Below are 22,557 nucleotides of genomic sequence, written 5' to 3' on the forward strand. Positions count from 1 at the left end.
ACCACGAGTTCGTCGCACTCGGTCCGACAGGGCTCAGCCGATCCAGACGACCCCGGCCTGGCGGCCGGTGACGCCGTCGCGGCGGTGGGAGAAGAGGAAGCGGTCCTCGACGGTGCACCGCGGGTCGTGCACGACCTGCCCGACGCCGGCGCCGCGCAGCACCTCGGCCAGCCCGGCCCGCAGGTCCAGCCCCGGCGTCCCCCTGCGGGTGCGCACCGCCGCGGCGGGCGCCACCCGGGCCACCTCGACCTGCATCGCCCGCGGCACCTCGTAGCAGGCGCCGCAGACGGCGGGGCCGAGCAGCGCGGTGACGTCGGCGGAGCGGCTGCCCAGCTCCACCATGGCGGCCAGCGCGGCGGGGACGACGCCGCCACGCACCCCCTCGCGGCCGGCGTGCACCGCGGCCACGACGCCGGCGGTGGCGTCGGCGAGCAGGACCGGGACGCAGTCGGCGACCAGGGCGCACAGCACCAGTCCCGGGGTCCGGGTGACGACGGCGTCGGTGCCCTCCAGCGGGCCCTCGACCGGACCGTCGACGACGGCGACCCGCGCGCCGTGCACCTGGTCCATCCACACCAGCCGGTCGGCGGCGACGCCCAGCTCGCGGGCCAGCCGCTCGCGGTTGGCGGCGACGGCGACGGGGTCGTCGCCGACGTGCGAGCCGAGGTTGAAGGAGTCGTAGGGGGAGACGGACCGGCCGCCCCGCCGGTCGGTGACGACCCGTCGGGGTCGCACCGCCGACGAGGCGGCCGGGGTGGAGGTCATGCGCCCATCATGGCGAGGGACGGGGACGGCTTCCTTCCAGGGGCCCGCACGGCCCCGTCCGAGGCTCGTCCCGAGCGTGCGAGGGATGAGGAGGACGGGGTCCTTCGACTGTCACTGGCGGAGGAACTCCGGGATGTCGAGCTCCTCCTCGAAGTCCTCGTTGGACAGCGGACGCCGGCCCGCGGCGGCATTCGTGTTCGCGCCCGGGACGGGCGGCAGCGGCGGCACGGTGATCCCGCCGCCGGTGGCCGGCCGGCCGGGCAGCTGGGACGTCGACGGCGGGGTGGCCTGGGCCTGCTGCGGCTGCGCCGAGCCGACCAGCCGCTCCCCGGTCGGGACGCCGGCGACCGGCGGCGGCTGCACCACCGGCATCCGGGGGGTGGTCGGCGGGGCCACCGGGGCAGCGCCGTGCACCGAGGCGATGCCGGCCTCCTTGCGGCCCTGCGGCTTGCCGCCGTCGAAGCCGGCGGCGATGACGGTGACCCGCACCTCGTCGCCGAGGGCGTCGTCGATCACCGCACCGAAGATGATGTTGGCGTCGGCGTGCGCGGCGTCGGAGACCAGCGAGGCGGCCTCGTTGATCTCGAACAGGCCGAGGTCCGAGCCACCGGAGATGGACAGCAGCACGCCGTGGGCGCCCTCCATCGAGGCCTCCAGCAGCGGGCTGGCGATCGCCTGCTCGGCAGCCAGCAGCGCCCGGTTGTCCCCGCGCGCGCTGCCGATGCCCATGAGCGCCGACCCGGCGCCGGACATGACCGACTTGACGTCGGCGAAGTCCAGGTTGATCAGACCGGGCGTGGTGATCAGGTCGGTGATGCCCTGGACACCGGAGAGCAGCACCTGGTCGGCGGTCCGGAAGGCGTCCATGACGCTGACGTTCCGGTCACCGAGCTGCAGCAGCCGGTCGTTGGGGATGACGATGAGCGTGTCGCACTCGTTGCGCAGCTCCTCGATGCCCGACTCGGCCTGCACGGCCCGCCGCTTGCCCTCGAAGGAGAACGGGCGGGTGACCACGCCGATGGTCAGCGCGCCGAGCTTGCGGGCGATCGAGGCGACGACCGGCGCGCCACCGGTGCCGGTGCCGCCGCCCTCGCCGGCGGTCACGAAGACCATGTCGGCGCCCTTGAGCACCTCCTCGATCTCCTCGCGGTGGTCCTCGGCGGCCTGGCGGCCGACGTCGGGCTGCGCGCCCGCGCCGAGACCGCGGGTGAGCTCGCGGCCGACGTCGAGCTTGACGTCGGCGTCGCTCATCAACAGCGCCTGCGCGTCGGTGTTGATCGCGATGAACTCGACCCCCTTGAGGCCGACCTCGATCATGCGGTTGACCGCGTTCACCCCGCCGCCGCCGATGCCGACGACCTTGATGACCGCGAGGTAGTTGTGCGGAGGTGTCATGTGGGGCTCCCGACCTCGACCCTCATCCTCAAGTAAAGCCTTATAGTTATGTCAACTGGGTCGACGCGCACGAAGTTAGGTGGGCGTTCACGGGCCCTACAAGCACCCTCCCGGGCCCGGCGTGTCGAACACGCGTGTCCCCACCGATCTCGGGCGACTCGCTGGTCACACCTGCACCACCGTCCGTGACGACCCGCCCGCTGCACGTCTCACGTCCGGGTCGAGGGCCGTGACATGCCCGGCACCGGGAACTCCGGAAGTGATCTGCCGTGTCGGGCGTGTCGCGTCGCCGCGCGTGTCGGAGTCCGTTGCTGACGGACACGCCGAGACACCGGACGGCGACCCAGCGCAGTCCCCGCTACTGCCGCGGGACGCGCCCCATCAGGAAGAACTCCTCGTTCGGCGGGATCGCCGCCCAGTGCGCCAGCCGGTTGGACAGGGCGAACAACGACACGATCGCCCCGACGTCCCACACGTCGTCCTCGGTCAGGCCGTGGCCGCGCAGCCGGTCGAGGTCGGCGGCGGTGACCGCCGCCGGGTCCACCGCCAGGCGCACGGCGACCTCGAGCACCGCGTGCAGGCGCTCCGACACCGGCGCCTTGCGCCAGTCGACGGCGACCTGGTCGGCCAGGTACGGGTCGCGGGCGCGGATCCGGGCGATCGCCCCGTGGGCGACCACGCAGTACAGGCAGCCGTTGGCCGCGCTGGTGGCGACCACGACGAGCTCCCGGTCGGCCGTGGACAGCCCCGGCGTGTCCTTGTCCATGACCGCGTCGTGCAGCGCGAAGAAGGCGGCCGCCTCGGCCGGGCGCCAGGCCAGGGCGGCGAAGACGTTGGGCAGGAAGCCCGCGCGCTCCTCGACGTCGGCGTAGCGCTCGCGCAGCTGCTCGGGCAGCTCCTCGCGCGGGGGGACGGGGAAGCGGCTGATCGGCCCGGTGCTCACCGGGCCACCCTCTCCCACCGGACCTGCCCCGGCCACCCTCCGGGCGACCCCGCCGGCCCCGGAGGGACCCCGCCCTCCTCACCCCGCGACGAAGGACCCCCTCCCCGAGCCCCTCGTGAGCCCAGGGCACGCCAGGAGGGAGCCGAGACTCGGGACGGGGTCCTTCCGTCACCGGAGGACGACCGCCGCCGGCGTGCTGACGTCGATGGTCCCGGCCGGCTCGAGCCTCCCGGCCTCCAGCTGCCCCAGCAGCGCGACCAGCGCGTCGGCCTTGTCGTGGGCCCGTTCCTCGCTGCCCCAGAGCACGGTGGTGCCGTCCTCGAGGGTGAACGTGACGTCCTCCGCGCTGGTCGCCCGGGCCTCGGCCAGGTCGACGCGGACGTCACGCGGCAGCGCGACCAGGGCCGACAGCGCCGCTCGGGTGGCGCGGTCCTCGGGGCCGGGGTCGGCGACGTCGAGGGGCACCACGCCGACCGGCGGATAGCCGGTGACCGTGTCGAAGAGGACCCCGTCGGGGTCGACCAGCGTGCGCGTGCCGGCCTCCTCCACCACCGCGACCGGCACCCGCTCGACCACGGTGACGACGACGCTGCGCGGCCAGCCGCGGGTCACCTCGACGTCGGCCACCTGCGGCAGGCGGGCGACCCGGGCCTCGGCGGCGTCGACGTCGACGCGCAGCAGCGGCGTCCCCTCGTCGATGCCGGCGACGTCGACGACCTCGGCGGCGGTCAGCGTGCCGGCGCCGTCCACCCGCACGGTGGAGACGGCCAGCACGGGACTCCCCCACAGCAGCCACGCCAGCAGGCCGAGCACCGCGACGAGCACGCCGCCGCGGACGAGCAGCCGTCGCCGGCGGGCCGCCGGGTGGCGACTCGACGGGCGGCGGGCGACCGGACGGCGGCGGGGACGCGCCTCGGTGCCGGCCCGGGAGGACCCCCCGCCGCGCGCGCGGTCGCTGGTGGTCGTCCCCGAGCGGCTCACCGCGCAGGACCCCCCGGGCCGCCACCCTCCGGCGCGAACCGGGCTCGCAGCGCCTCGAGCACCTCCGGGCCGACCATCGAGACGTTGCCCGCGCCCATGGTGATCACCAGGTCGCCGGGCCGCGCCCGTTCGGCCAGTGCCGGGGCGGCCGCCGACCAGGACGGCTCGAAGTGCACCCGCCCGGCCGGCAGGGCCACGGCGTCGGCCACCATCGCGCCGGTGACGCCGGGGACCGGGTCCTCGCGGGCGCCGTAGACGTCCATGACCACGACCTCGTCGGCCAGGCCGAGCGCCGCGCCGAACGCGGCGGCGAACTCCCGGGTGCGGCTGTACAGGTGCGGCTGGAAGGCCACGACCACCCGGCCGGCGCCGGCGACCGCCCGCGCGGCGCGCAGCTGGGCCTCCACCTCGGTCGGGTGGTGGGCGTAGTCGTCGTAGACCCGCACCCCGCCGACGCTGCCCTTGAGCTCGAAGCGCCGGTGCACGCCGCCGAAGCGGCCGAGCCCGGCGATCAGGCCCTCGGCGGGCAGGCCCAGCTCGAGCCCGGCCAGCAGGGCGGCGGCGCTGTTGCGGGCCATGTGCTCGCCGGGCACCCGGATCGACACCCGGCCGAGCACCTCGCCGTCGAGGACGGCGGTCCAGTCGGTGGTCTCCGGCCCGACCTCGACGTCGACCAGCCGCAGGTCGCTGTCCTCGTCCGTGCCGTAGGTGCGCACCCGCGCCGGGGTGGGCACGGTGCGCAGCCGGGCCGCGCCGGGGTCGTCGGCGCACAGCACGAGGAAGCCGGCCGGGTCGATCGTCTGCAGGAACCGGTCGAAGGCCGCCTCCACCGCGGCCAGGTCGCCGTAGTTGTCCAGGTGGTCGGCCTCGACGTTGGTGACGATCGCGCCGTGCGGGGCCAGCAGCAGGAAGGAGCGGTCGCTCTCGTCGGCCTCGGCGACGAAGACGTCGCCCTCGCCGGCGTGCGCGTTGCTGCCCGACTCGTTGAGGTCCCCGCCGATGGCGAAGGAGGGGTCCACGCCGCAGGCCTGCACCGCGACGGTGAGCATCGAGGTCGTCGAGGTCTTCCCGTGCGTGCCGGCCACGGCGACGCTGCGCTTGCCGGCCATCACCGCGGCCAGCGCCACCGCGCGGGGCAGCACCCGCAGGCCCCGCTCGCGGGCCGCGGCGAGCTCGGGGTTGTCGTCGCGGATCGCGGTGGAGACGACGACGGTGTCGGCGTCCCCGAGGTTCGCCGGGTCGTGGCCGAGCTCCACCCGGGCGCCCAGGGCCCGCAGCGCCAGCAAGGTCGGGGTGTCGCGGCGGTCGCTGCCGGAGACCGGGACGCCGCGGGCCAGCAGGATGCGGGCGATGCCGCTCATCCCGGCCCCACCGATGCCGATGAAGTGCACCGCGCCGAGCTCCTCGAGGCCCGGCACCGGGTCGGCCCACGCGGCCACCGCAGCGGCGCTCACTGGTCCTCCTCGCCGGCGCTCGTCGGTCGCGTTCGCGCCTGCGCTGCCGTGTCCCCGGGTGAGCTCGCGGGCTCGCTCACTTCGTCGCCACCTCCAGCACGATGTCGGCCAGGCGCTCGTCGGCGTCCCGGGCGCCGGCGGCCGCGGCGTGCGCGGCGTACCGGGCCAGCGAGGCCGGGTCGGTGACCATCGGGATGACGTGCTCCTCGATCCAGGACGGTGACAGGTCGACGTCGTCCACCAGCAGTCCCCCTCCCGCCTCGACGACGGGCAGCGCGTTGAGCCGCTGCTCTCCGTTGCCGATCGGCAGCGGCACGAACACCGCGGGCAGCCCGACCGCGGACAGCTCGGCCACCGTCACCGCGCCGGACCGGCACAGGGCCAGGTCGGCGGCGGCGTAGGCGAGGTCCATGCGCTCGAGGTAGTCGACGACGACGTAGGGGGCGTGCCCGGGCGCGCGCGGCGGCACGGTCACGTCGGTGTTCTTGGGCCCGCGGGCGTGCAGCACCTGCACCCCGGCCGCGGTGAGCGCGTCGGCGGCGCCCACGGCGGCCCGGTTGAGCGAGGCCGCGCCCTGCGACCCGCCGAAGACCAGCAGCGTGGGCCGGTCGGGGTCCAGGCCGAAGGCGGCGCGGGCCTCGGCCCTGCGGGCCGGGCGGTCCAGGGTGCTGATCGCCGTCCGCAGCGGCATGCCGACGTGCTCGGCCCCGCGCAGTGGCGTCCCGGGCGCGGTGACCGCGACCCGCGCGGCGACCCGCGCGCCGACCCGGTTGGCCAGGCCCGGCAGCGCGTTCTGCTCGTGCACGACGACCGGCACCCGCTCCCGGCGGGCGGCCAGGTAGGCCGGCAGCGCCACGTAGCCGCCGAAGCCGACGACGACGTCCGCGGACAGCTCGCGCAGCAGGGCCCGCGTCTCGGACACCGAGCGGACCACCCGGCCGGGCACCCGCAGCAGGTCGACGGTCGGCTTGCGCGGCAGCGGCACCGGCGGGATGAGCCGCAGGTCGTAGCCGCGGGCGGGGACCAGCCGGGACTCCATCCCCCGCGGGGTGCCCAGGCAGGTGATCCGCAGCCCGCCCTCCACCGCGCCACGGCGCAGCAGCGCGTCGGCGAGGGCGAGCATCGGCTCGATGTGGCCGCCGGTACCGCCGCCCGCGAGGACGACGCTGACGCTCACCGCGGCCGCCGCGAGGACTCGGTGGCGCGGGCCCGGGGCGGCGGCTGCCGGCGCGCCTCGGGCACCCGGCCGCGGGCCTCCGTCGTCCGCCGCTCGCGGGCGGGCACCCGCTCGCGCGGGGCGCGCTCGCCCGGCGGGACGGGGACGACGCGGGCGACGGTGCGTGCCCCGGGGACGGCGGTGCGGCGGGCGGGACGCCCGGACGCGCGGTCCTCGGCCGGCCGCTCGGGACGGCGGGCGCGGCGCGGGCGCACCGCGTCGACGGCCTGCTCGGGCACCGGCAGCAGCCAGCGGGACAGCCGGCCGCGCTCGGCCCGGCGCAGGTGCTCGACCGCCTCGGGCTCGGAGCGGGCGAAGCGGATGAGCAGGCCCACGATGAACAGGGTCAGCACCAGCGAGGTGCCGCCGGCGGAGACCAGCGGCAGCGTCAGGCCGGTGACCGGCAGCAGACCCACCACGTAGCCCATGTTGAGCGCCGCCTGGCCGACCAACCACACGGTGATCGCCACGCAGGCCAGCTGCACGAAGCGGTCGGCCGTGCGCCGGGCGATCCGGAAGCCGGCCCAGGCCAGCACGCCGTAGAGGGCGACCACGACCAGGCAGCCGAGGAAGCCGAGCTCCTCGCCGATGATCGCGAAGATGTAGTCGGACTCGGCCTCGGGCAGCAGGTTCCACTTCATCGCGCTGTTGCCCAGCCCCACGCCCCACAGCCCGCCGGTCGCGAGCGCGTAGAAGCCGCGGATGGCCTGGAAACCGGTGTCGGACGGGTCGGCGAACGGGTCGAGGAACGAGGTGACCCGCTCCATGCGGTACGGGGCGACGGCGACCATGAGGGCCACGGCCGCGACCCCGGCGGCGATGAACCCGGCGAACCAGAGGCGCGGCAGGCCGCCGGCCCAGAGCAGGCCGACCAGCACCAGGCCGAGGCTGACCACCCCGCCGAAGTCCGGCTCGAGGATGAGCAGCAGCGACAGGACGGCGAACACCGGCAGCAGCGGGACCAGCAGCGTCCGGACGGTGAGGAAGCGGTCGCGCATCGCCAGGATGTGCGCGCCCCACAGCGCGAACACCAGCTTGGCCAGCTCCGAGGGCTGGAAGTTGGTGAAGCCCAGGTCGATCCAGGCCCGGGAGCCGTTGAGCTGCATGCCGATGCCGGGGACGAGCACCGCGACCAGCAGCACCGCCGCGACGAGCAGCGCGATCGGCGCCCAGCGGCGCACCAGCCCGACCGGCAGCCGCACCGCCACCAGCAGCGCGCCCAGCCCGATGAGGGCGAAGACGACCTGGTCGACGCCGGGCCGCCAGGCGGGCTGGTCGTTGAGCGCGGCCTCGATCGCCGAGGCGGAGAAGACCATGACCAGCCCGATGGCCAGGAGCATGCCGGCCGCGCCGACGACCAGCTGGAAGCTGGTCATGGGGCCGTCGAGCCAGGGCGGCGGCGCGAACCGGCGGACCGGCGTCCTGCGCCCGGTCGCCCCGGTCCGGCGCCGTCCGGGAACGGTCGGGACGCCGGAGGACTCCATCCGGCCATCGTCGCCGCTGGGGCCGGTTCCCCGGCGCACCGTGCGGGCGTGTCGCAGCGGTGAGGTGCTGGCACGGCCGTCCTCCAGCAGAGGGACCCCCTGCCCCCCGGCACTCGCGAGCTCGCGCCGGGACCCTGCAGGGGGCCGACGCGGCGTGGGGGGAGGGTGGTCCTTCCTCACAGGCCCGCGATGGCCAGCCAGTCGGCGTAGAACAGGCCCAGCCCGAAGGCCACCGACATCCCGGTCACCAGCCAGAAGCGGACGATCACCGTGTTCTCGGTCCAGCCGGCCAGCTCGAAGTGGTGGTGCAGCGGGGCCATCCGGAACACCCGGCGGCGGGTGGCGCGGAAGAAGGCCACCTGGATGACCACCGAGAGCGTGACCGCGACGAACAGCCCGCCGAGCACGACGAGCAGCAGCTCGGTGCGGGTCACCACGGCCAGGCCGGCCAGCAGCCCGCCGAGCGCGAGCGAGCCGGTGTCGCCCATGAAGATCCGGGCCGGGCTGGTGTTCCACCACAGGAAGCCCAGGCAGGCGCCGAGCCCGGCGGCGGCGACCAGGGTGACGTCGAGCGGGTCCCGGACGGTGTAGCAGCCGTCGAGGAACTCGCTGGTGCAGTCGTGCGTGAACTGCCAGAACGAGATGATCGTGTAGGCGCCGCAGACCATCGCCGAGCAGCCGGCGGCGAGCCCGTCGAGACCGTCGGTCAGGTTCACCGCGTTGGAGAACCCGGCGATGAACAGGTAGGCCAGGACCACGAAACCGATCGACCCGAGGAACAGCGGGCCGATGTCGCGGACGTAGGAGACGAACTCCGAGGCCGGGGTGATGCCGGCCTCGTCCGGGAAGTTCAGCGCCAGGACGGCGAAGGCCACGCCGACCACCAGCTGACCGACCAGCTTGGCGGTCTTGTTCAGCCCGAGGCTGCGCCGGAAGCGGATCTTCAGGTAGTCGTCGAGGAACCCGACGGTGCCCAGGCCCACCATCAGGAGGAGCACGAGCAGCCCGCTGGCCGACGGCCCGCGGCCGGGCTGGTCGATCAGGAACAGGTGGGCGATGAAGTAGCCCCCGACGGTGGCCCCGACGATGACGGTGCCGCCCATGGTGGGCGTGCCCTTCTTCGCCAGGTGGCTCTCGGGCCCGTCGTCGCGGATCTCCTGGCCGAAGCCCTTGCGGCGGAACAGGTGGACGGCGACCGGCGTGGCCAGGATCGAGATGATCAGCCCGAACGCGGCCGCGATCAGGATCGACCTCACGCGCCTGCCCCGGTGTCGAGCAGGTCGGCCGCGAGCACCTCGAGCCCGTAGGACCGGCTGGCCTTCACCAGCACGACGTCACCGGGCACCAGCACCTCCGTCAGCAGTTCCCGGGCAGCGGCCCGGTCGGGCACGCGCACGGCGCCCTGCTCCGCGTCGCGGTCCTCGCGCGCCCCCACGGCGAGCGCCCCGTCGGCTATCCCTACCGCATCGGGGCCGACGGCCACGACGAGGTCCACCCCGGCGGCCACGGCGTCCCGGCCCAGCCGCTCGTGCTCCTCGGCGGCGCCGGGGCCGAGTTCGGCCATCGCCCCGAGCACGGCGACCCGCCGCCGCGCCGGCAGCCCGGCCAGCGCGGCCAGCGCGGCGCGCATCGACTCGGGGTTGGCGTTGTAGGCGTCGTTGACCACGGTCACGCCGTCGTCCCGGCGGGTGACCTCCATCCGCCAGCGGCTGCGCGGCACGGCGGCCGACAGCGCGGCGGCGACGTCCTCCGGCGTCATCCCGGCGGCCAGCGCGGCGCCGGCGGCCGACAGGGCGTTGGCGACCTGGTGGGCGCCGACGACCTGCAGCCGCACCGCCGCGCGGACGCCGCCGGTGACCAGCGTGAAGCCGGCCCGGCCGGCCTCGTCGAGGACGACGTCCTCCGCGCGGACGTCGGCGTCCGGGGACCTGCCGGTGGTCACCACGCGGGCCCGGGTGCGCGGCGCCATGCCGACCACCCGCGGGTCGTCGGCGTTGAGGACGGCGGTGCCCTCGGGCGGCAGCGCCTCGACCAGCTCGCCCTTGGCGACGGCGATCCCGTCGGCCGAGCCGAACTCGCCCAGGTGCGCCGAGCCGACGTTGAGGACGACGCCGACGTCGGGGCGGGCCACCCGGCACAGGCGGGCGATGTGACCGCGCCCGCGCGAGCCCATCTCGAGCACGAGGAAGCGGGTGTGCTCGTCGGCGTCGAGCACGGTGAGCGGCAGGCCGATGTCGTTGTTGTACGAGCCCGGCGGGCTGACCGTGGGGCCCGCGGTGGCCAGCACCTGGCCGAGCAGGTCCTTGGTGCTGGTCTTGCCCGAGGAGCCGGTGATCCCCACGGTGGTCAGGCGGTGCCCTCGCGCCCCACCCGCGCCCGCCAGCCGGGTGTGCACCGCGGCGGCCAGCCGGCCGAGCGCAGCCACCGGCTCGTCGACGACCACGCAGGGCAGCACGTCGTCGGGGCGGGTGGTCAGCGCGGCGACCGCGCCGGCGGCCGCGGCGGCACCGAGGAAGTCGTGCCCGTCGACCCGCTCCCCCGGCACGGCGACGAACAGGTCGCCGGGCGCCACGGCGCGGGAGTCGACGGTGACGCCGGTGACGGCTCCGTCGCCGCGGGTCAGGCGGCCACCGACCGCCCCGGCCACCTCGGACAGGGTCATCTGGATCACGCTGGAGGCTCCACTCCGGCCGGCGCGCACCGCGCCAGGGCCTCGCGCAGCACGGCGCGGTCGTCGAACGGGTGCAGGGTGCCGGCCACCTCCTGGCCGGTCTCGTGGCCCTTGCCGGCCACGAGGACGGCGTCGCCGGGCCGGGCGCGGGCGACGGCGGCGGCGATGGCGGCGCGGCGGTCGCCGATCTCCAGCACGTCGCCGCGCCGGTCGGCGGGGACGCCGGCCAGCATCGCCGCGCGGATCGCGGCGGGGTCCTCGGAGCGGGGGTTGTCGTCGGTGACGACCAGCAGGTCGCTGCCGCGGGCCGCGGCCTCCCCCATCGCCGGCCGCTTGCCGGGGTCGCGGTCGCCGCCGCAGCCCAGCACGGTGATCACCCGGCCCGGGGTCGAGGCGCGCAGCGCGGCCAGCGCCGTGGCGACGGCGTCCGGGGTGTGCGCGTAGTCGACGACGGCGACGAACGGTTGGCCGGCGTCCACCGGCTCCATCCGGCCGGGCACCACCGTCCCGGCCAGCCCGGTCAGCGCCGTCTCGACCGGGACGCCGACCGCGTCGAGCAGCGCCACGGCGAGCACGGCGTTGGCGACGTTGAACCGGCCGGGCAGCCGCACCCGGGCCGGCCAGGAGCGCCCGTCCGGCCCGGTCAGCGTGAACGCCGTCCCGCCGGTGGGGTCGGGGACGAGGTCGGTCGCCGTCCAGTCGGCGTCGCCGCGCTCGATGGAGACGGTGACCGCGCGGCCGCCGAGCATGCCGGCCAGCCGCCGCCCGTGCGCGTCGTCGACGTCCACCACCTCGACGGCGGCGCGGCCGTCGAAGAGGCGGGCCTTGGCCTGGAAGTAGTCCTCGAGGTCGGTGTGGAAGTCCAGGTGGTCGCGGCCGAGGTTGGTGAACCCGGCCGCGGCGAACGGGATGCCGCCGACCCGGCCGAGGACCAGGGCGTGGCTGGAGACCTCCATGACCACCGTCTGCACGCCGGAGTCGACCATCCGGGCCAGCAGCGCGTGCAGGGCGGGGGCCTCCGGCGTCGTCCGCACGCTGGGCAGGGTGGTGACCGTCGGCGTCCCGTCCGGGGCCGAGCCGCGGGTGCGGGTCTCCACGGTGCCCACCAGGCCGGTGCCGCGGCCGGCGGCGACGAGGCCCGCCTCGACCAGGTAGCTGGTCGTGGTCTTGCCGTTGGTGCCGGTGATCCCGATGACCTGCAGGCGCCGGGCCGGCTCCCCGTAGACGCGCGCCGCGACCGCGCCGAGCAGCCCGCGGGGGTCCTCGACGACGCACACCGGCAGCCCGGTGGCGGCGGCCTCGTCGCGGCCGGTGGGGTCGGTGAGGACGGCGACCGCGCCGCGCGCCGCGGCGTCGGCGGCGTACCGCGCCCCGTGGGTGCGGGCGCCGGGCAGGGCGGCGTAGAGGTCCCCGGGTCCGACCTCCGCCGACGCCAGCGTCACGCCGCTGACCGAGGTGCCGGGGTCGCCCTGGACGGGCGGGCCGAGCAGGTCGGCGAGGTCGGCGAGGGTCAGCGGGTCGGCCCCCGTCGGCCGGGGCGTCGTCTCCCTCCCGCTCTCGCTCACGGGACTCCAATCTACCGGCGGGCCGGTCGCGGCCCGCCGCCCACACGCGGAGGGCGCGCCGCCGTCCGACGTCGGCCCGGTGAGGTCCCGGAACGGCCACCCTCCAGGGGCCCGCGCGGGCTCCGTCCAGGGGCCCGCCGCGAGCTCTGCGAGCGGTGAGGAGGACGGGGTCCTGCTCCTGCGAGCGGTGGGGGGCAGTGGGTTCTTCTACTCCGGTCCGGTCAGCACGAAGTCGGGGCGGGGCGTCCCCGACGGGACGATGCCGTCGGCGGTCAGGGCCTGGCGCATGACGTCGGCGAAGACCGGCGCGGCCACCTGGCCGCCCTCCTCGTTGCTGGTGGGCCGCTCGAGGTCGACGGCGACGACGTACTGCGGGTCGTCGGCCGGGGCGAAGCCGACGAACGTCGTCACGTAGCCGCCGCCGGCGTAGCAGTTGCACACGGGGTTGGCCCGCTGCGCGGTGCCGGTCTTGCCGGCCACCCGGAAGCCCTCGACCTGCGCCAGCGGAGCGGTGCCGCCGGGCCCGACGACGGCCTCGAGCATGTGCGCGACGCCGTCCGCGGTGGCCTCGCTGAGCACCCGCGTGCTCTGCGGCGCCGCTGCCGGCTCGCCACCCACGGCGGAGACGATGCGCGGCGGGATGCGCACCCCGCCGTTGGCGATCGCCTGGTAGACCGAGGCCATCTGCAGCGTGGTCACCGAGACGCCCTGCCCGATCGGCACGTTGGCCGAGCGGCTCTCGGTCCAGTCCGCGGAGTCCTGGAGGATGCCGGCGCTCTCCCCGGGCAGCTCGATGCCGGTGGTGCTGCCCAGGCCGAAGGCCCTCAGGTACTCCTCGAGCTTCTCGTCGCCCACCTCGCGGGCCAGCATGATCGTGCCGACGTTGCTGGACTTGGCCAGGATGCCGGTGACCGTCCAGTCGATCGGCTGGTGGTCGTGGGCGTCGCGCACGACCCTGTCCCCGGCCTGGATGTGGCCGTCGACGCTGAGCACCGTGTCCGGCGTGGCCTTCCCCTCCTCCAGGGCCGCCGCGAGCGTGACCGCCTTGAGCACCGAGCCGGGCTCGAAGACGCTGGAGACGATCGGGTTGCCCAGCAGCTCCGGATCGGTCCGCGAGTAGTTGCCGGGGTCGTAGCCCGGGCAGGAGCCCATCGCGGCGACCTGACCGGTGTGCACGTCGAGGACGACGGCCGAGGCGCGGGTGGTGGCGCCGTCCTGGCAGGCCTCCTGCAGCCGCTGCTCGGTGACGAACTGCAGGTCGGAGTCGATGGTCAGCTCGACGGTCCGGCCGTCGACGGCGGGCGTGGACTCGTCGATGCCCGAGGGGATCGGGTGCCCGCCGCTGCCGACCTCGACCCGCCGCTCCCCCGGCGTGCCGGCGAGCTGCTCGTCGAGGGTCTGCTCGACGCCGGCCAGCCCCTGGCCGTCGCGGCCGGTGAACCCGACGACCTGCCCGGCGACCGACCCGGCGGGGTAGCGGCGCACCGGGTCGTCCTCGGAGAAGATCCCGGCCAGCCCGAGCTCGTCGACGGCGTCGACGGTCTCCGGGGGTACCTGCGAGGCCAGGACGACGTATCGGCCGTCCTCGGAGAGCAGGTCGGTGAGCTCGGAGACCGGGACGTCGAGCAGCGTGGTCAGCGCCAGGGCCGTGCGCTCGGGGTCGGCGACCAGGGTCGGGTCGGCGGTGACGCGGAACGCCTCGGCGGTGTAGGCCAGCGGGTTGCCGTCGCGGTCGACGACCGAGCCGCGCAGGGGGGCGATGTCCTGGACGCGGATGCGGTCCTGGGTGGCCGCGAGGGCGTACTGGCCGCTGTCGACGCCCTGCAGCAGCCACAGCTTGCCGGTGATCACCAGCAGCGGGACGACGACGAGGACGAACCCGACGCTGTAGCGGCGGCGGCTGGTCCGCAGCACGCCGGGCACCCGACGGCTGCCGGGAGCACGGCGGGAGGTGAACGCGCCGGTCGCGCCGCCGCGCAGCGGGGCACGGTCGGCGGGACGCCGGCGGGGGGCGGGCGGGCGCGGTGGGGTCGGCACGGTCAGTCCCCACCCCCGGCCACCGGCGGTGCGGGCAGCCTCGGGACCTCGCTGGGCTCCGGGTCCTCGGCCGGCACCGCCTCGCCGCGCAGGGTGACGCTGCCGTCCTCCCCGACGACCAGGTAGGCGGCCGGGCCGGCGGGCACCATGCCGGCCTCGCGCGCCTCGCGCGCCAGCTCGGCGGGCGTGCCGCCGGCGATCACCTGCTGCTCCAGGCGCTGCACCTCCTGGGCGCGGTCCTCGTTGGCGGCCGCGAGCTGGGTGGCCTTGAGCGAGTTGACCGCGATGGCGGTGTTGAGGAACAGCAGCCCCAGCGTGGTGGCCACCAGCAGGGTGACGACGAGCAGCACGAAGGGCGCACGGTGGGCGCCGACCGCGCTGCGCAGCCGGGATGCCGACGAGCCGGTCGTGCTCCGGGGCGCCGGGCCGGGAGCCTGGGTCGGGCGGGCCGCGGTGCGGCTGCGCAGCGAGCCGCTGCGCACGGGGGCGGTGTGGGTGCCGGCGGGGCGCGCGGGCGCCGGGGTGGCGGTCCGCGCGGTGCGCGGCTCGGCAACCGGCCGCTCGCCGGTCGCCGGCCGCTCCGCCGCCGGCCGTCGGGGGGTACTCCCCGTCACGTGCACGGGCGGCCCCGTCCGGGGGCCCTTCTGGAGAGGGGGCGGGGTCCGGCGGCCGGGGCGGTCCCCGGACGGGTCGCCCGCCGCGCGGGCGGTGGCGCTCATGCGGCCTCCTCACCGTCGCTGGTCATCCGCGTCCGCGTCCGCGGCCCGTGCGTCGTCCTCCTCGTCGGGCACGGCGGGCGTGCCGCCGCCGCGCTCACGCGGCCCGCCGGATGCGCTCGGCGGCCCGCACGCGGGCCGACGCGGCCCGCGGGTTGGCCGCGACCTCCGCCTCGGAGGGCGCCTCGCCGCCGCGGGTCAGCAGCCGCAGCGTCGGGCCCAGCTCGGGGAGCGGCACCGGGAGGCCGGGCGGCGTGCGATCCACCGCACCGGCGGCGAGGGTCTGCTTGACGATGCGGTCCTCGAGGGAGTGGAAGGTGATCACGGCGATGCGGCCGCCGACGGCGAGCGCCTCGAGTGCGGCCGGCAGCGCCCGCTCGAGCACGCCGAGCTCGTCGTTCACCTCGATGCGCAGCGCCTGGAAGGTCCGCTTGGCCGGGTGGCCGCCGGTGCGGCGGGTGGCGGCGGGGATCGAGTCGCGCACCAGGTGCGCCAGCCGCTCGGTGTGCGTGAACGGCGCGCGCTCGCGCTCGCGGGCGATGGCATGGGCGATGCGGGTGGCGAAGCGCTCCTCGCCGTAGACGCGCAGCACCCGCGCCAGGTCGGCGGCGGGGTAGGTGTTGACGACGTCGGCCGCGGTGCGCGGCGCCGACGGGTCCATCCGCATGTCCAGCGGCGCGTCGGCGGCGTAGCTGAAGCCGCGGTCGGGGCGGTCGAGCTGCAGCGAGGAGACCCCGAGGTCGAACAGGACCGCCTGGACCTCGGTCAGGCCGAGCCGGTCGAGGACCTCGGGCAGCTCGTCGAAGACGGCCGGGACGACGGTGGCCCGGTCGGCGACGCCGGCGTGGGTGAGCCGGCGGGTGGCCTCGGCGCGGGCGTCGGGGTCGCGGTCGAGGCCCACCAGCCGCAGCCCGGGGTGGGCGCGCAGCAGGGCCAGCGAGTGCCCGGCCAGGCCGAGGGTGGCGTCGACGAGGACGGCGCCGTCGGCGGCGCAGGCCGGGGCCAGCAGTTCGGTGACCCGGTCGAGCAGCACGGGCACGTGCACCGGGGACGTGCCCTGCCCTCCCGGTGCCGGCTCCGTTCTGCTCATCGTCGGCGGCTCCTGAACGGGGTCGGGGCGCCCTCGGGGCGCGGGGGCCCGTCCATGGTGGGGCTGGGCGGCGGTCGGCGGGCGGAGCGCGGCGGCGTTTCGGCGAGGTCGGGGAGCGCTCCCGGGGCGGGTGGGGCGCGGTGGGGACCGTGTGACCGCCCGGCCGTCCCGTGGGGAGCCGTGGGGTCCCGGCCCGGGGGACGCGCCCGGCCCGCCCCCCGCGGGGTCCGCCTGGCGCCGGGGAAGTACGTCAGGTGGAGCCCCGCGGGGACGGGCGGGCCCGCGCCGGTGGGGACCGGCGGCGCGCCCGGTGGGCGGTGCGTCTCCTCCGGCGCCGTGCGGGTCCGAGCCGCGGGGAAGGTGGCTCGGGCCGACCCGGTCGAGCCGCGGGGAAGTCGGCTCGGTCGGGGGGTGGGGTCCGGAGGGGTCGGAGGGGCGGGACGTCGGCTCAGGAGAGGGTGGGCATCCCCTCGCTCTCCATGTCGGCGTAGATGGCCTCCTGCTCGGCCACGTAGGCCTCCCAGGTGGCGGCGTCCCAGATCTCGAAGCGGGTGTCGACGCCCACGACGACCACGTCGCGGTCGAGGCCGGCGTACTCGCGCAGGTTGGCAGGGATGGTGATGCGGCCGGTCTTGTCCGGCTCGACCTCGACCATCGACCCGAAGCTCATGCGCGCGCGCATGCGGGCGGCGGCGGTGTCGGACGGCGCCATCGCGGCGGCCGCGGCGCTCTGCTCGGCGACCCGGGCCATGGTGAGGCCGTAGATGCAGCGCTCCTGGCCCTTCTTGATCACCATGCCGTCGGCCACCTGCTCGCGGAAGCGGACGGGGAGTGCGAGCCGGCCCTTCTCGTCGAGGCGCAACGGGTAGCTGCCGACGAACACCGGATCACCTCCCCCATCGGTCCTCCTCGCACTCCGGGGCGCCCCCGGGACGGGCCGTACCTCCCCACCGAGCCACACAGTAACCCACTACGCCCCACCGGACACCACTCGACACCATGTCGTGATCGGCCCTCCCCACCGCCGCTCTCGCAGGTCAGCGGCCCGGACGCGGGCCCCGGCCGCGAGGTGGGGCGGGGTGGGGTGCCGTCCCCCTCCGCCCCACCCGCGGAGCCCCCCGGGAGAGCCCGTCGCGGGGTCCGGAGGCGGGCCGGTGGGGAGCCGGAGCGGGGCCGGGTGGGCGTGTGCGACGCCACGCCCGGGAGGCGTCCGGGCACGTAACGTTGATGACGTGACCGAGCTCGCGAGGTCACGCACGGGCTGAGCACCGTCGGCCACGCGGCCGACGAGCGCCGGCGAGGAGGCCCGGTGACCGAGCTCGCGCGGTCACGCACGGACACAGCACCGTCGGACACGCAGCCGACGAGCGCCAGCGAGGAGGTTGCGTGACCGAGGTGACCCCGACGACCGCGAGCCCAGCGGTCCCGGTCGACGTCGCGGCGGAGGGCGCCCGCATCGCGGCGAACATGGCGCGGGTCGTCCACGGCAAGCCCGACGTCGTCCACCTGGCACTGGTCGTGCTGCTGGCCGAGGGGCACCTGCTGGTCGAGGACGTGCCCGGCGTCGGGAAGACCACGCTGGCCAAGGCGCTGGCCGCCTCGGTGGACGCGAGCGTGCGGCGCATCCAGTTCACGCCCGACCTGCTGCCCAGCGACGTCACCGGGGTGTCGGTCTACGACCAGGAGACGCGCGAGTTCGAGTTCAAGCCGGGAGCGGTGTTCACCAACATCGTGGTGGCCGACGAGATCAACCGGGCCTCCCCGAAGACCCAGTCGGCGCTGCTGGAGTGCATGGCCGAGCGGCAGGTCACGGTCGACGGCGTCAGCTACGAGCTGGCCCGGCCCTTCCTCGTCATGGCCACGCAGAACCCGATCGAGATGGAGGGCACCTATCCCCTCCCGGAGGCCCAGCGCGACCGGTTCACCGCCCGGGTCTCCATGGGCTACCCCGACCGCGAGGCCGAGCTGGCGATGCTCGACGACCTGGTGACCACCGACCCGCTGACCACGCTGACCCCGGCCACCGACGCGGCGGGGGTCCGTGCCCTGGTCGCCGCCGTCGGCCGGCTGCACGTCTCCGAGGCGGTGCGCCGCTACGTCGTGGCGCTGGTCGAGGCCACCCGCCGCTCCCCCGACCTGCGGCTGGGCGCCTCGCCGCGCGCGGGCCTGCAGCTGCTGCGCACCGCCCGCGCCACCGCGGCGCTGGCCGGCCGCGACCACGTGCTGCCCGACGACGTGCAGGGCATGGCCGTGCCGGTGCTGGCGCACCGCCTGCTGCTCACCCCCGACGCCGCCGCCTCGCGTCGCACCGCCGAGCAGGTGGTGGCCGACCTGCTGAGGACCGTGCCCGTCCCCCGCGGACGCTGAGGTGGCCGGCCCGGTCGCCACCGCGCTGGCGAGCCTCACGCTGCGCGGCCGCTGCCTGGTCGCCGCCGGGCTGACCCTGCTGCTGCTCGGCGTGCTGCTGGGTGAGCAGCCGCTGGTGCAGGTGGCGGTCTTCGTGCTGGCGCTGCCGCTGCTGTCGGCCGTGGCCGTCGCCCGGCACCGCTTCCGGGTGGCCTCCCGCCGCACCGTCACCCCCGCCCGGCTGCCCCGCGGGCGGGACGCCGAGGTGCAGCTGGAGCTCAGCAACGCCGGCCGCGGCACCGGCGGGCTGTGGTTGCTCGCCGAGACCCTGCCGCGGGAACTGGGGCCGACTCCCCAGTTCGTCGTCGACCGGCTGCCCGGCGGCCGCTCCACGACGCTGCACTACCGCGTGCACGGCGGACGACGCGGCCGCTACCGGCTCGGACCGCTGAAGCTGCGGCTCGTGGACCCCTTCGGCCTGGTGCTGCGCAGCGTCGTGGGCGCCGACAGCGCCGCGCTCGTCGTGGTGCCGCGAGTGGTGCCGCTGGGCCCCGGCGGCCCGGGGGGCGGGCACGGCGTCGGCGGCTCGGGGGCGCGCCGCTCGCTCGCCGTCCACGGCGAGGACGACGTGAGCACCCGGCCCTACCGGCACGGCGACGACCTGCGGAAGGTGCACTGGCGGGCCACCGCACGCACCGGGGAGCTCATGGTGCGGCTGGAGGAACGGCCGTGGCGCGCGCAGGCGACCCTGCTGCTCGACACCCGGGCCCGCGCCCACCTGGTCGCCCGGCCCCTGCCCGCCGACCGCCGAGCTGCCCCTCCCGGCCCGGACACGCCTCCGGCGGACAGCTTCGAGTGGCTCGTCGAGGCGGCGGCCAGCATCGGCACCGAGCTGCTCGCGCGCGGCGCCACGCTGCGGGTGGTCACCGAGGGCGCCGAGCTGACCGGCGCCGACTCCGGCGCGGGGCTGAGCGGCGAGGAGCTGCTGGACCGGCTCGCCGGGGTGGCGCCGTCCCGGCTGGCCGGCCTGGGCCCCGGCCTGGCGCTGCTGACCCGTGCGGCCGGCGAGGGCCCGGTCGTCGCGCTGCTCGGCGCGATCGGCCCGGACGAGGCCGCCGAGCTGGTGCGGGTGCGCTCGGGCCCGGCCACCGACCTCGCCGTCCTCACCGACATCGGCAGCTGGGCCGAGGTCGAGGCCGCCCGCCGCCGGCGGCCGGTCGGCGCGGGGGCGCGCGCGGAGCTGACCCGCCAGCAGGAGGCGGCGGCGGACCTGCTGCGCGCCGGCGGCTGGCAGGTGGCCGTCGCGGGTGCCGGCGACACGGTGGCCGACGTGTGGGCCCAGGTGGCCCGGCCCGGCGTCCTGCAGGTCGGCGTCCGATGAGCGGCGACACCGCGCGCGACCTGCTGCGCGACGCCGGGACGACGCTGGCCGCCGCGGTCGCGACCGCACTGGGCACCCTCGCGCTGGTGCCGGTCTTCACCGACGCCGACTTTCGGCCGCCCGCGCTCGCGGCGGTCGTCGCGGTCGCCGCGGGCGGCCTGCTGCTGCGGGTGGCCGGCGCCGCGCTGGCCGACCGGCTGAGCCCCGACGGCGCGGCCCCCGGCTGGTGCACCGCGCTGGTCGCCCTCGCCGTCCCGTTCGGCCAGCTGGTCGTGCTGGCCTGCGTCCTCACCGCGCTGTTCGCCCCGGACCAGGCCTGGGGCGGCTGGCTGCCCACCGGCGGCAGCCTCGCCGACCTCGGCGCGGTCATGGCCGAGGGCACGGTGGAGATGGCCGAGCAGGCCACCCCCGCCCTGCCGCTGACCGGGCTGGTCGCGCTCACCACGCTGCTGGCCGGCCTGGTCGCCGTCGCCGTGGACCTGGTCGCCGTCGGCACGCGGCAGCCGGCGCTGGCGGGGCTGGGGCTGCTGGTCCTGTTCTGCGTGCCGGTGAGCACGGTGACCGGGTCGATCGGTGTGCTGCCGGTGACCGCGCCGGCCGCGGGGCTGGCGCTGCTGCTCTTCGCCGACCAGCACCGGCGGCTGGGCCGGCGCTCGCCGGAGGGACGGCGTCCGCTGCTGGGGGCCGGGACGCTGACCGCCGTCCGGACCGGGGCGGCGGCCGTGGTGCTGGGCCTGGTGGTCGGGGCCGTCGTCCCCACGCTGACCGAGGGCAGCTTCGCGGGCGGCTTCGGCCCCGGTGGAGGCGGCGGCTCGACGGGGACCGCCCTCGACCCGGCCGCGGCCCTGCAGGGCCAGCTGACCCGCGACGAGCCGGTCGACCTGCTGCGACTCAACGCCTCGGTGCCCGACCCCGGGTACCTGCGGGTCGTCGCGCTGGAGGTCTACGACGCCGGGGAGGGCTGGACGGTCGGCAACCTCGACGGCGAGACCGACGTCGCCGACGAGGCCGAGCTCGCCGCCCTCCCCGGGCGGCGCGGGGGCCGGCCGGTCGACGCGCTGGTCACCGCCCTGGGCCACGAGGACCGCTTCCTCCCGGTGCTGTACGCGCCGGTGTCGGTCGACGTGGCCGAACCCGACCGCTGGCGCTTCGACCCGGGCACCGGCACGGTGTTCGGCCGCGACGTGTCGACCGCCGGGCAGACCTGGTCGGTCGCGGCGATCGAGCCGCGCCCCACCGCCGAGGAGCTCGCCGAGGCCGCCCCGCTGCCGCCGGAGCTGCCGCTGGTGCAGCGCTACACCGCCCTGCCCGACCTCGACCCGGGCGTCGACGAGCTGGTCGCCACGCTGACCGCCGGGGCGCAGACCCCCCAGGAGCGGGTGCGGGCCGTCTACGAGCACTTCACCGACCCGGCCAACGGCTACGAGTACTCGCTGTCCACCGCGCCGGGCACCAGCGGCGACGACCTGGCCGACTTCCTGCGGCTGCGGCAGGGCTACTGCGAGCAGTACGCCGGGGCGATGGCGGCGCTGGTCCGGGCGGCCGGCGTCCCGGCGCGGGTGGTGCTCGGCTACACCCCCGGGACGGTGCAATCCGACGGCAGCCGGCTGATCACCAGCAACGACGCGCACGCCTGGGTCGAGGTCTACTTCGACGACCTGGGCTGGGTGCCCTACGACCCGACCCCGATCGACACCGACCGCGCCGTCGAGCTGCCGTGGGCACCGCGGCCGCAGGACCTGGAGGTCGACCCGCGCACCGACCCGACCCCCGCGCCCCTGCCCGCCCCCACGGTGCCGACGCCGCAGGCCCAGCCGACCCCCCAGGGCGTGCCGGTGCCGCAGGCCACGCCGCAGCAGGCCGACTCGTGGGTGCCGGCCGCGCTGCGCACCGCGGGTGCCGTCCTCGCCGTCCTGGCGCTGGCGGCGGTGCCGGCCGGGGTGCGGGTGCTGCAGCGCCGCCGCCGGCTGGCCACCGGCAGCCCGGCGGCGCTGTGGGACGAGCTCACCGCCACCGCGCTGGACCTCGGCCGGACCGCCGACCCGGCCCGGACGCCGCGGCAGGTGGCCCAGGCCCTGGCCGAGGCGGCCGAGCCCGGCGGCGGCGCGCACCGGCCGGGCCGGCGCGCGGTCGCGGGGTCCGGGGTCGCCGCGGCGGTCGCCCGGCTGGCCCGGGCCGAGGAGGCGGCCAGCTACGCCCGCCCCGGCAGCGTCCCCGCCGTCGGACCGGAGCTGCGCGCCGACCTGGCCACGGCCCGCCGCGGGCTGCTGGCCGCGGCGCCGCGGGGTGCCCGGCTGCGCGCGCTGCTCTGGCCGCCGTCGCTGCTGGCGGGGCTGCGCGCGGCCCTGCCCCGGCTCCGGTGGGGCGGCCGGACGGCGCTGCGCGGCTGAAGAGGGAGGACCCCCTGGCCCCCGCCACTTCTGGCCTTGCAGGGCGGCCCCGTCCAGGGCACCGCCCCGAGCCTGCGAGGGGTGGGGAGGACGGGGTCCTTCCGCTGCAAGGGGGGACCAGTT

General features: G+C 76.8%; 17 protein-coding genes. 3 read left to right on the plus strand and 14 right to left on the minus strand.

What is annotated here, in order from left to right:
* Positions 1-33: 33 nt before the first annotated feature.
* The 14 genes from pgeF to mraZ all read right to left on the minus strand — a co-directional run bounded on the left by pgeF (position 34) and on the right by mraZ (position 17,200).
* A complete protein-coding gene (pgeF, locus tag BLS21_RS13900; RefSeq protein WP_175479569.1) occupies positions 34-765 on the minus strand; it encodes a peptidoglycan editing factor PgeF in 732 nt (243 codons plus the stop codon).
* A 111-nt stretch (positions 766-876) separates the two neighbouring features.
* Complete coding sequence (ftsZ, locus tag BLS21_RS13905) at positions 877-2,160, minus strand: cell division protein FtsZ (RefSeq protein ID WP_091219301.1); 1,284 nt, start codon at positions 2,158-2,160, stop codon at positions 877-879.
* 358 nt (positions 2,161-2,518) lie between these two features.
* Positions 2,519-3,103: a peroxidase-related enzyme gene (locus tag BLS21_RS13910; RefSeq protein ID WP_091219304.1), complete on the minus strand. Its 585-nt coding sequence runs from the start codon at positions 3,101-3,103 to the stop codon at positions 2,519-2,521.
* 168 nt (positions 3,104-3,271) lie between these two features.
* Entirely contained in the window at positions 3,272-4,084 is an 813-nt protein-coding gene (locus BLS21_RS13915; RefSeq protein WP_245700412.1) for a cell division protein FtsQ/DivIB, read from the minus strand.
* The gene (murC, locus tag BLS21_RS13920) at positions 4,081-5,538 is read right to left on the minus strand and encodes a UDP-N-acetylmuramate--L-alanine ligase (RefSeq protein WP_091219306.1); all 1,458 of its coding nucleotides are present in this window, start codon (positions 5,536-5,538) and stop codon (positions 4,081-4,083) included. Before murC ends, BLS21_RS13915 begins: the two co-directional genes overlap by 4 nt.
* 76 nt (positions 5,539-5,614) lie before the next feature.
* Positions 5,615-6,715, minus strand: a complete 1,101-nt coding sequence (murG, locus tag BLS21_RS13925) for an undecaprenyldiphospho-muramoylpentapeptide beta-N-acetylglucosaminyltransferase (protein ID WP_091219309.1) — start codon at positions 6,713-6,715, stop codon at positions 5,615-5,617.
* Positions 6,712-8,238, minus strand: coding sequence for a putative lipid II flippase FtsW (gene ftsW / locus BLS21_RS13930; protein WP_245700414.1), 1,527 nt, complete (start codon positions 8,236-8,238; stop codon positions 6,712-6,714). Before ftsW ends, murG begins: the two co-directional genes overlap by 4 nt.
* Before the next feature lie 176 nt (positions 8,239-8,414).
* Positions 8,415-9,494 carry a phospho-N-acetylmuramoyl-pentapeptide-transferase gene (gene mraY / locus BLS21_RS13935; RefSeq protein WP_091219311.1) on the minus strand — a complete coding sequence of 360 codons (1,080 nt, stop codon included), beginning with the start codon at positions 9,492-9,494 and terminating at the stop codon, positions 8,415-8,417.
* Entirely contained in the window at positions 9,491-10,900 is a 1,410-nt protein-coding gene (locus BLS21_RS13940; protein ID WP_245700416.1) for a UDP-N-acetylmuramoyl-tripeptide--D-alanyl-D-alanine ligase, read from the minus strand. The genes mraY and BLS21_RS13940 overlap by 4 nt, the downstream gene beginning before the upstream one ends.
* Positions 10,901-10,905: 5 nt before the next feature.
* On the minus strand, positions 10,906-12,474 hold the full coding sequence (locus BLS21_RS13945) for a UDP-N-acetylmuramoyl-L-alanyl-D-glutamate--2,6-diaminopimelate ligase (protein ID WP_091219317.1): 1,569 nt from the start codon (positions 12,472-12,474) through the stop codon (positions 10,906-10,908).
* 207 nt (positions 12,475-12,681) lie between these two features.
* Complete coding sequence (locus tag BLS21_RS13950) at positions 12,682-14,511, minus strand: peptidoglycan D,D-transpeptidase FtsI family protein (protein WP_091219320.1); 1,830 nt, start codon at positions 14,509-14,511, stop codon at positions 12,682-12,684.
* A 2-nt stretch (positions 14,512-14,513) separates the two neighbouring features.
* Positions 14,514-15,230: a cell division protein FtsL gene (gene ftsL / locus BLS21_RS13955; RefSeq protein ID WP_091219322.1), complete on the minus strand. Its 717-nt coding sequence runs from the start codon at positions 15,228-15,230 to the stop codon at positions 14,514-14,516.
* Positions 15,231-15,324: 94 nt separating this feature from the next.
* Positions 15,325-16,317 carry a 16S rRNA (cytosine(1402)-N(4))-methyltransferase RsmH gene (gene rsmH, locus BLS21_RS13960; RefSeq protein ID WP_091219324.1) on the minus strand — a complete coding sequence of 331 codons (993 nt, stop codon included), beginning with the start codon at positions 16,315-16,317 and terminating at the stop codon, positions 15,325-15,327.
* A 448-nt stretch (positions 16,318-16,765) separates the two neighbouring features.
* Positions 16,766-17,200 carry a division/cell wall cluster transcriptional repressor MraZ gene (gene mraZ, locus BLS21_RS13965; protein ID WP_091219327.1) on the minus strand — a complete coding sequence of 145 codons (435 nt, stop codon included), beginning with the start codon at positions 17,198-17,200 and terminating at the stop codon, positions 16,766-16,768.
* A 503-nt stretch (positions 17,201-17,703) separates the two neighbouring features.
* Here mraZ and BLS21_RS13970 point away from each other — a divergent pair.
* Genes BLS21_RS13970 through BLS21_RS13980 form a run of 3 tightly spaced genes read left to right on the plus strand, consistent with a single transcriptional unit; the run spans position 17,704 to position 22,434 of the window.
* The gene (locus BLS21_RS13970) at positions 17,704-18,684 is read left to right on the plus strand and encodes an AAA family ATPase (RefSeq protein WP_091219329.1); all 981 of its coding nucleotides are present in this window, start codon (positions 17,704-17,706) and stop codon (positions 18,682-18,684) included.
* 1 nt (position 18,685) lies between these two features.
* Complete coding sequence (locus BLS21_RS13975) at positions 18,686-20,044, plus strand: DUF58 domain-containing protein (protein WP_091219331.1); 1,359 nt, start codon at positions 18,686-18,688, stop codon at positions 20,042-20,044.
* On the plus strand, positions 20,041-22,434 hold the full coding sequence (locus tag BLS21_RS13980; RefSeq protein WP_091219334.1) for a transglutaminase TgpA family protein: 2,394 nt from the start codon (positions 20,041-20,043) through the stop codon (positions 22,432-22,434). Before BLS21_RS13975 ends, BLS21_RS13980 begins: the two co-directional genes overlap by 4 nt.
* The last annotated feature ends 123 nt before the right edge of the window (positions 22,435-22,557 follow it).

It is taken from the genome of Geodermatophilus siccatus, assembly GCF_900103785.1.
GTDB classification, from domain to species: domain Bacteria; phylum Actinomycetota; class Actinomycetes; order Mycobacteriales; family Geodermatophilaceae; genus Geodermatophilus; species Geodermatophilus siccatus.